This window comes from Streptomyces sp. UH6 (assembly GCF_013421635.1).
GTDB classification, from domain to species: domain Bacteria; phylum Actinomycetota; class Actinomycetes; order Streptomycetales; family Streptomycetaceae; genus Streptomyces; species Streptomyces abyssomicinicus.
Genome location: NZ_JACADT010000130.1, coordinates 1 through 9276, shown reverse-complemented (window position 1 = coordinate 9276; position 9276 = coordinate 1). Strand labels below are relative to the sequence as shown.

The 9276-nt window shown below is 72.3% G+C and carries 8 protein-coding genes and 1 pseudogene; 8 read left to right on the top strand and 1 reads right to left on the bottom strand.

Going from position 1 to position 9276, the window contains the following annotated elements:
- Window positions 1–371 precede the first annotated feature (371 nt).
- The 6 genes from HW445_RS10010 (at window position 372) to HW445_RS09985 (ending at window position 5941) form a co-directional block, all read left to right on the top strand.
- Entirely contained in the window at window positions 372–716 is a 345-nt protein-coding gene (locus HW445_RS10010; protein ID WP_151773442.1) for a YbaB/EbfC family nucleoid-associated protein, read from the top strand.
- Between the two features lie 72 nt (window positions 717–788).
- A complete protein-coding gene (recR, locus tag HW445_RS10005) occupies window positions 789–1388 on the top strand; it encodes a recombination mediator RecR (RefSeq protein WP_151773441.1) in 600 nt (199 codons plus the stop codon).
- Window positions 1381–2040 (top strand): DUF5063 domain-containing protein, encoded by a 660-nt coding sequence (locus tag HW445_RS10000; RefSeq protein WP_151773440.1) that lies wholly within the window; start codon window positions 1381–1383, stop codon window positions 2038–2040. Before recR ends, HW445_RS10000 begins: the two co-directional genes overlap by 8 nt.
- Before the next feature lie 255 nt (window positions 2041–2295).
- A complete protein-coding gene (locus HW445_RS09995; RefSeq protein WP_180220674.1) occupies window positions 2296–3588 on the top strand; it encodes an aspartate kinase in 1293 nt (430 codons plus the stop codon).
- A gap of 437 nt (window positions 3589–4025) precedes the next feature.
- A complete protein-coding gene (locus tag HW445_RS09990; protein ID WP_180220673.1) occupies window positions 4026–4727 on the top strand; it encodes a SigE family RNA polymerase sigma factor in 702 nt (233 codons plus the stop codon).
- A 161-nt stretch (window positions 4728–4888) separates the two neighbouring features.
- Window positions 4889–5941, top strand: coding sequence for a hypothetical protein (locus tag HW445_RS09985; RefSeq protein WP_308798772.1), 1053 nt, complete (start codon window positions 4889–4891; stop codon window positions 5939–5941).
- 84 nt (window positions 5942–6025) lie between these two features.
- Here the strand turns inward: HW445_RS09985 and HW445_RS09980 are convergent, their stop codons facing one another.
- Entirely contained in the window at window positions 6026–6892 is an 867-nt protein-coding gene (locus HW445_RS09980; RefSeq protein WP_180220672.1) for an SURF1 family protein, read from the bottom strand.
- Window positions 6893–7057: 165 nt separating this feature from the next.
- Between HW445_RS09980 and HW445_RS09975 the strand changes: the two genes are divergently transcribed.
- The gene (locus tag HW445_RS09975; RefSeq protein WP_180220671.1) at window positions 7058–8890 is read left to right on the top strand and encodes a prolyl oligopeptidase family serine peptidase; all 1833 of its coding nucleotides are present in this window, start codon (window positions 7058–7060) and stop codon (window positions 8888–8890) included.
- Between the two features lie 192 nt (window positions 8891–9082).
- Window positions 9083–9276 (top strand): annotated as a pseudogene (locus tag HW445_RS33485) (ATP-binding protein); the annotation flags it as partial.

Genomic DNA, 9276 nt, shown 5'->3' with positions numbered 1-9276 from the left:
CCCCCACGGCCCGGGTCGCCACCGGCCGCCGCCCGGTACGCTCCGTAACTCCGTGGTCACGTGGCGTGCTCCGGTGTCGGCAACCTTCCTACCCCCCAACGAGTGGTGCAGGCACCGGTTTGAAACCGGTAACCCCCCGGAAGTGGCCCGTCATCAGGTGGAGGACCCCCGACACGCTCACCCGAAAGTGTGACGGCGCGCCCTCCGCGTCGACCGCGTAGGCTCATTCAGGAGGGGTGAATCTTTCCGCCCGCTCAGGACAGACGTGTCGTGGCGTGTGTCGTACGACCACAGGAGCAACGCGAGGACGACGCACACCGCGCACACCATGCACGTAGCCGACAAGCCCAGCGAGTTCAGGGAGCTGAATCGTGTTTCCCGGTGGTGGCCAGCCCAACATGCAGCAGCTGCTCCAGCAGGCCCAGAAGATGCAGCAGGATCTGGCCCGCGCCCAGGAGGAGCTGGCGAACACGGAGGTCGAGGGACAGGCCGGCGGCGGCCTGGTCCGGGCCACGGTCACCGGCTCCGGTGAGCTGCGCGCCCTGGTGATCGACCCGAAGGCGGTGGACCCGGAGGACACCGAGACCCTCGCCGATCTCGTGGTCGCCGCGGTGAAGGCCGCCAACGACAACGCCCAGCAGCTCCAGTCGCAGAAGCTGGGCCCGCTGGCCGACGGTCTGGGCGGCGGCAGCGGTATTCCCGGTCTGCCTTTCTGACCTGGTCGGCGGCGACTACGGTACGCAGGGAAGGCGGCTCCACCGGGAGCCACGAGGAAGGCAGGCAGGGCGTTGTACGAGGGCGTGGTCCAGGACCTGATCGACGAGCTGGGAAGACTCCCCGGCGTCGGTCCCAAGAGCGCGCAGCGCATCGCCTTCCACATCCTGCAGGCCGAGCCCACGGACGTCCGCCGCCTCGCCCAGGCCCTGATGGAGGTCAAGGCCAAGGTCCGCTTCTGCGTCACCTGCGGGAACGTCGCGCAGGAGGAGCAGTGCGCGGTCTGCCGTGACCCCCGCCGCGACCCCTCCGTCATCTGCGTGGTGGAGGAGCCGAAGGACGTGGTGGCGATCGAGCGGACCCGTGAGTTCCGCGGCCGGTACCACGTCCTGGGCGGCGCCATCAGTCCCATCGAGGGCGTCGGCCCCGACGACCTGCGGATCCGCGAGCTGCTCGCGCGGCTCGCCGACGGCAGCGTCACCGAGCTGATCCTCGCCACCGACCCCAACCTGGAGGGCGAGGCCACGGCGACGTACCTCGCCCGGATGATCAAGCCCATGGGCCTCAGGGTCACCCGCCTGGCCAGCGGCCTCCCGGTGGGCGGCGACCTGGAATACGCGGACGAGGTCACCCTCGGCCGCGCCTTCGAGGGGAGACGACTCCTAGATGTCTGACGCGACGCTGCACTCCACCGCACTGGATCCCGGCGACTTCGCGGTCCAGATCGCCGACCAGATCGAGAGTTTCCTGGTCGCGGTCACCGAGGTCGCCCGGGGCGACGAACCGGACTCGGCGGTCCCGTTCCTCCTGCTGGAGGTCTCCCAGCTTCTGCTGGCCGGCGGCCGTCTCGGCGCGCACGAGGACATCGTGCCGGACGAGCCGTACGAGCCCGACATGGGCCCGGAGCCGGACGTGGACGAGCTGCGCGAGCGGCTGGCCACGATGCTGGAGCCGGTCGACGTCTACTCCGAGGTCTTCGACCCGTACCAGCCGCGGCGCGCGCCGGTGCCGGCCCGGATCTCCGACGACCTCGCCGGAGTCATCACCGACCTGCGGCACGGCATGGCCCACTACCGCGAGGGCCGGGTGTCCGAGGCGCTGTGGTGGTGGCAGTTCTCCTACCTCTCCAACTGGGGCGCGATGGCCTCCGGGGCCCTGCGGGCGCTCCAGTCCGTCGTGGCGCACGTCCGGCTCAACCAGCCCCTGGAGGCGCTGGACGGCCTGGACACCGACGAGCACCTCGAGGAGGAGGCGCTGGCGGAGGCCGCGGGCGAGGTCATGGTCCAGGAGATCGCCGGTCCGCTGGGCCTGCGCCGCGTGAAGTAGGCCGGCGCGGCCGGTGGAGTGAGCGCGTAGAGCCTGCTCAGGGGTTTACCGTCACCCGTTCGGGGGAGGTGCGCCTCGGCCGGGGTGGTGCGGGAGCCGCCCCGGTCGCCTGCGGGCGGCCGTACGCGAAGCAATACGCAAAAAGGACATCTCATCATCCGGTTGACCGGATGGGATTTTCAGCCGCTCGTTAGACTGAATCGACCGCCGCACACCTGTGCGCGCGGAGAGAAACGAAGCGAGCGAGGAGCGCACGTGGGCCTTGTCGTGCAGAAGTACGGAGGCTCCTCCGTAGCCGATGCCGAAGGCATCAAGCGCGTCGCCAAGCGGATCGTGGAGACGAAGAAGAGCGGCAACCAGGTGGTTGTCGTCGTCTCGGCGATGGGCGACACGACGGACGAGCTGATCGATCTCGCCGAGCAGGTGTCACCGATCCCTGCCGGGCGCGAGCTCGACATGCTGCTGACCTCCGGAGAGCGGATCTCCATGGCCCTGCTGGCCATGGCGATCAAAAGCCTGGGCCAGGAGGCCCAGAGCTTCACCGGCAGCCAGGCGGGTGTCATCACCGACTCGGTCCACAACAAGGCGCGCATCATCGATGTCACGCCGGGGCGCATCCAGGCCTCCGTGGACGAGGGCAACGTCGCGATCGTCGCCGGTTTCCAGGGCGTCAGCCTGGACACCAAGGACATCACCACCCTCGGCCGCGGCGGATCCGACACCACCGCCGTCGCCCTCGCCGCCGCGCTGAACGCGGACGTCTGCGAGATCTACACCGACGTGGACGGCGTGTTCACCGCCGACCCGCGCGTGGTGAAGAAGGCCCGGAAGCTCGACTGGATCTCCTTCGGCGACATGCTGGAGCTGGCCTCCTCCGGGTCCAAGGTGCTGCTCCACCGGTGTGTGGAGTACGCCCGCCGTTACAACATCCCGATCCACGTGCGGTCGTCCTTCAGCGGGCTGCCCGGCACCTGGGTCAGCAACGAGCCGTTCGTCCAGAAGACGCAGCAGCAAGGGGAGCAGCAGGTGGAGCAGGCGCTCATCTCCGGTGTCGCCCATGACACCTCCGAGGCCAAGGTCACGGTCGTCGGCGTGCCCGACAAGCCGGGCGAGGCCGCCTCGATCTTCCGCGCGATCTCCGACGCGGAGATCAACATCGACATGATCGTGCAGAACGTCTCCGCGGCCTCCACGGGCCTGACGGACATCTCCTTCACGCTCCCGAAGTCCGACGGCCCCAAGGCCATCGAGGCGCTGGAGAAGGCGCGCACCGCGATCGCCTTCGACTCGCTGCGCTACGACGACCAGATCGCCAAGATCTCGCTCGTCGGCGCCGGCATGAAGACCAACCCGGGCGTCACCGCGGACTTCTTCGACGCGCTCAGCCGGGCCGGCGTCAACATCGAGCTGATCTCCACCTCGGAGATCCGGATCTCGGTGGTCACCCGCGCCGACGTGGTCAACGACGCGGTGCGCGCCGTGCACTCCGCCTTCGGCCTCGACTCCGACAGCGACGAAGCGGTCGTCTACGGCGGCACCGGGCGCTGACGGGACCCGTTCGGCGATCCGTGGTGGACGGGCCGTGAAAACGGCCCCTCCACGGTGGAACTGGGAGCCTCCTCCTCCTCGTCCTTCCGGGCGGGGAAGAGGGGGCTTTTCCATGTCGACTCCGTGCCGACGACGCGAAGATGCCCCTGGCCAGGGGGCGTTCGCTTTATATGATCGGAGTCGGACGTGTGCGGGGCCGGCCGAAGGCACTTGCCGTGGCCCCGGCCTCCGTCCGAAGATTCTCCTTCCCCCTCCGGTGACTCATGGAGCGGGAGCCGGGTGCGGTTCACGGGGACGCCGCGCCCTCCCGCTGTGAGGACGGTCGGGGCGGTGGGGGACGGTCGAGGACGTGAGGGGAAGAGCGGGGCGATGGAAAGTTTCGGGAAGCGGTCGGCGAGGGCGTACAACCCTCACGGGGGCCGGGGCGTCCAACGGGCGTGGCAGAGGTTCTCGACTTCCCAGCGGCGGCGCGTGGCGCCGGCCCGCGCCCTTACCGCCGGCCCGCCAGACCCGGCGGCACGCCGGGTGGCATGCCGGTGATCGCGCCCATGCCGTCGGCGCGCCGAGCACGTGTCCCCGCCCCCAGGAAGGGGGACGGCGCAGCCCTGCCGTCGCCCGCCGCCGGAACCGAGGCGGCGGCCCAGGCCGGCACCACGGTCGACCACCTGACCGCGACCTACCGGGAGCACTACCGTTCGCTGCTGCGCCTCGCCGCGCTGCTCCTGGACGACACCGCCTCCTGCGAGGACGTGGTGCAGGAGGCGTTCATCCGCGTCCACTCGGCACGCCGCAGGGTGCGTGACCCCGAGAAGACGCTCGCCTACCTGCGCCAGACGGTCGTCAACCTCTCCCGCTCCGCGCTGCGCCGCCGCATCCTCGGCCTGAAGCTGCTGTCGAAGCCGATGCCCGACATGGCCAGCGCCGAGGAGGGCGCCTACGACCAGCTGGAGCGCGACTCCCTCATCAAGGCGATGAAGGGGTTGCAGCGCCGGCAGCGCGAGGTCCTGGTCCTGCGGTACTTCTCCGACATGACCGAGGCCCAGGTCGCCGAGACGCTGGGCATATCCGTCGGCTCGGTGAAGGCCTACGGATCACGCGGCATCGCCGCCCTGCGCGTCGCGATGGGAGCGACCGCATGACCGGACCCGACGGCATACCGGGGTCCGGTTTTGGCCGTTCACGGCCGTCCCGGGCCCGCAGGACCCGCCACTCCTGGCATCCTGTGCTACCGGAGGACGCCGAACAGCCGGACGGCCAGAGCCACTTCAGCCCGCACGAACCGCATGGTGGGAACGAACCTGTGAACGAACGCCCCGACGAACAGAGCCTCGGGTCCGGGCTCGGTCCGGACGAGGCGGAGCTGCGGCGCCTGCTGCACCAGGCCGTCGACGACCTCCAGCCCAGGGACCACACCCTCGAGTACCTCCGGCAGGCGGTGCCCGCACGGCGGGCCCGCAAGCGCCAGGCACTGGTCGGCGTCGCCGCGGCGGCGCTCTTCGCCGGCACCGCCCTCCCCACCGCCCTGCACGTCTCCTCGGCGGGCTCCGCCGAGGACGTGCGGGCCGGCAGCGTGGCGGGCCGCACCGAGGCGCAGGGCGGCCAGGGCGACGACCTGAGCACCGGCGCCGCCGGCGGCTTCGGCAGGGAACTGCCCGGCCTGCCCGGTGTGACCGAGGACGCCGGCGCGAAGGGTTCCGGCTCCGAAGGGACCGAGGACGGGGCCGAGGCGGGCACCCCGGCCGGAGCGCCCGCCTGTACGGCGGGACAGCTGACGGTCTCGGGCACCGAGGTCGCCCCGGCCGCCCCGGACGGCAGCGTCGCGGGCGTCTTCCGGATCTACAACTCGTCGATCGCGGGGTGCGCGGTGAGCGACCCGGGCACCGTCTCGGCCACCGCCCAGGGCGCGGCCGACCCGGCCCGGATCGTCGTCTCCCGGCAGGACTCCGACCAGCAGGTGGACCGGCTGCTGCTCGGTCCCGGCGCGACCTACGAGATCCGCTTCTCCTGGGTGCCGTCCGGCTCCTGTCCCACCGGCGGCGACCCGTCCGTTCCGCCGACGTCGGGCGGGACGGACGGCGGCAGCCCGACGGGCGGCGGCGACGGGAGCACCACCACGCCCCCCGCCACGGAGGGCACCACCGCCGGGGAGAAGGGAACCGGTCCCACGGGCGGAGAGACCACCGCGGACGGCGTGACGACGCAGCTGGGCATCTCGCAGACGGGCACCGACGGCAGCGTGGCCGTGACCTACCGCCCGCAGGGCGCGGACGGCGCCGGCACACCGGCCACGGTCACCGTCTCCGGAGCCTGTGCGGGCACCGTCTACCGGACGGGCATCCTCGCGGGCGCGTGACACCGGGCCCGGCCCGAGGGGCCGGGAGGACCTCAGGCGGCACCCGGCCCGTGGGGCCGGGAAGCGGACCTCAGGAAGCGGACCTCAGGAAGCGGCGGGAGCGGATTCCCGCCGCTCCGGCGTTTCCGGGAGGCCTTCGGCGGCCTCGCCGTCGCCGCCGGCGGTGGTGGTGCCACCGCCGTCCTCGGGCAGGATGCCCAGCTCGGCGTCGCGGGCGAACTCCACCTCACGCCGCAGCAGCCGGAACCACATGAAGACCACGAAGCCGGCGAAGACGAACCACTCGCCGGTGTAGCCGAGGTTCTGGAACGCCTTCAGGTCCAGCCCGCTGTCCGGCGCGGCCGCCGGCGGCACCGTCTTCATCCCCGCGTCGCCCTCGTTGAGCGTGACCCAGGCGTCGTGCACCTCGTACGGCACCAGGTTCACCAGCGAGGCGGCGCTGATCGCGCCGGTCTGCCCGGAGGGCAGCCCGCCCGCGGCGGGCACGCCGTTCTGGCCGGGCACCTCGGAGACCTGCAGCGCCCCCGTCACCGTGACCTCGCCCGCCGGCGGGGCCGGCACGGCCGCCGGATCGGGGTCGCCGGGCAGCCAGCCGCGCACCACTGGCAGCGCCTTGCCGTCGTCGGCGCGGAGCATGGTCAGCACGTAGTAACCGCGCCGCTCGTCCACCTCGCGGTCCGGCACCAGCAGCTGCTCCGCGTACCGGCCGGTGGCGGTGGCCTGGTCGCCGACCGTCTCCTTGTCCACGGGCAGCAGCTCGGCCAGCGGACGCGCGGTGCTCGGATCGGCCTCGCGGTCCTCGGCGGCGCGGGCCGTGGCGTCGCGGTGGCCGTCGACCCGGGTCTCGAACCGGTCCAGCTGCCATGTCCCCATGAACACGCAGAACGGCACGGCGAGCAGCAGGAAGACGTTGATCCCCCACCAGCGGGGCGTCAGCAGAAACCGGTACACGCCGTCCACGGTACCGGTGCGCCCACCGGCCCCACCCTCCGCCCTCCGTGCCGCCGGCCCACCGCCGTCCGGGGGAAGGACACGGAGGGCATGTACCTGGCGGGAGTTGTCCACAGGCTGGTGCGGAAGGCCGCACGTCACCCGCCGACCAGGCACCATGGGGCCATGACTGACAGCAACGGGCCGGCCGACGCGCCGACGAGGACGACGCCGCAGACCATGCCGGCGTGGGAGAAGCGATTCAGGGCCCCCCGGGTCTCCCTGCCCGACTGGGCGGAGGACGCCCCGGACCGCTCCCTGTTCGTCTCCAACGCGACAGGAACCTACGAGCTGTACGCCTGGGACCGCGTCACCGGCACCCAGCGCCAGGTCACCGACCGCCCCAACGGCACCACCGACGGCGTGCTGACCCCGGACGGCGCCTCGATCTGGTGGTTCGACGACACCGACGGCGACGAGTTCGGCGTCTGGCGCCGCCAGCCCTTCCACGGCGGCCCGGACGAGGAGGCCGTCCCCGGTCTGGAGCCCTCCTACCCCGCCGGTCTCGTGCTCGGCAGGGACGGCCGCACCGCCGTCGTCGGCCGCTCCGTCGACGAGGAGGGCACCACCGTCCACCTCGCTCGCACCGGCGAGGAGACGGTCGAGATCTACCGCCACACCGAGTCCGCCGGAGTCGGCGACCTCTCCCACGACGGCTCGCTGATCGCCGTCGAGCACACCGAGCACGGCGACGCCATGCACTCCGCCCTGCGCGTGCTGCGCCCCGACGGCAGCACCGTCGCGGAGCTCGACGACACCAAGGGCGGCACCGTGGAGCTGGGCCTGGAGGTCCTCGGCTTCGCCCCGGTCGACGGCGACACCCGTCTCCTGGTCGGTCACCAGCGCCGGGGCCGCTGGGAGCCCATGGTCTGGGACGTCGCCACCGGCGAGGAGACCGACCTGGCCCTGGAGCTGCCCGGCGACGTGAGCGCCGAGTGGTACCCGGACGGCTCCGGCCTGCTGATCGCGCACAGCTTCGAGGCCCGCAGCGAGCTGTTCCGCCTCGACCTGGCGACCCGCTCCCTCCAGGAGATCGCCACCCCGCCCGGCACCGTCTCCGGAGCCACCGCCCGCCCGGACGGCAGCGTGGAGTACCTGTGGTCCTCCGCCGCGGAGCCGCCGGCGGTGCGTTCCACCTCCGGCCGTGTGGTGCTGGACCCGCCCGGCATGAAGGCCCCGGCGTCGGTGCCGGTGGAGGACGTCTGGGTGGAGGGCCCCGGCGGCCGCATCCACGCCCTGGTGCAGAAGCCGGCCGGCGCGAGCGGCCCGCTGCCCACCGTCTTCGAGATCCACGGCGGTCCCACCTGGCACGACAGCGACTCCTTCGCCGCCGGCCCGGCCGCCTGGGTGGACCACGGGTACGCGGTGGTCCGGGTCAACTACCGCGGCTCCACCGGCTACGGCCGGGAGTGGACGGACGCCCTCAAGCACCGCGTCGGCCTGATCGAGCTGGAGGACATCGCCGCGGTCCGCGCCTGGGCGGTCTCCTCCGGTCTCGCCGACCCCCGCCGCCTGGTCCTCACCGGCGGTTCCTGGGGCGGCTACCTCACCCTCCTCGGCCTGGGGACCCAGCCGGAGGCGTGGGCCCTGGGCATCGCCGCCGTCCCGGTCGCCGACTACGTGACGGCGTACCACGACGAGATGGAGGCCCTGAAGGCGATGGACCGCACCCTCCTGGGCGGCACCCCGGAGGAGGTCCCGGAGCGCTTCGAGGCGTCGTCCCCGATCACCTACGTGGACCAGGTGAAGGCGCCGGTGTACCTCTCCGCCGGGGTCAACGACCCGCGGTGCCCGATCCGGCAGGTCGAGAACTACGTCAAGCGCCTGGAGGCGCGCGGCGCGGTCCACGAGGTCTACCGCTACGACGCGGGCCACGGCTCCCTGGTGGTCGACGAGCGGATCAAGCAGGTCCGGCTGGAACTGGACTTCGCGGCGCGGCACCTGCCGGCGGCGGACTGACCGGCCCGGGCGGGAGGACGGCCCGAGCGGGAGGACGGCCTTCGCCGCCCTCCCGCCCGACCGGCAGTCATGATCCGTTTTCTCCCCATCTGCGACTGTGGGTAGCGGGCAGGGACGCATAGGTATACGGAAGGTCACGATTCCTTCACCCTCCGATGCGTCAACGCCCCCGGGGCGGGATACGGATAGGCCGTGCTCACAGATACGACCAGCTCCAACGACATCCCCCGGCGACGTGCACCCGAGCGGTACGCGCCGGTGGCCGGGGGCGCCGGGGACCCGGAACCCCGGGTCTTCGCCGCCCAGTTCAGGTCATCGCCCCGCGGGGCCCGGCAGGCGCGGCACTGCGCGGTGCGCCGGCTCGCCGAGTGGGGCCACCCCCCGGC

Excerpts from the sequence above, each read along its gene's own strand:
- HW445_RS09975 (WP_180220671.1), top strand. The coding sequence starts at position 7,058 with ATGACTGACAGCAACGGGCCGGCCGACGCGCCGACGAGGACGACGCCG.
- HW445_RS10000 (WP_151773440.1), top strand. The coding sequence starts at position 1,381 with ATGTCTGACGCGACGCTGCACTCCACCGCACTGGATCCCGGCGACTTC.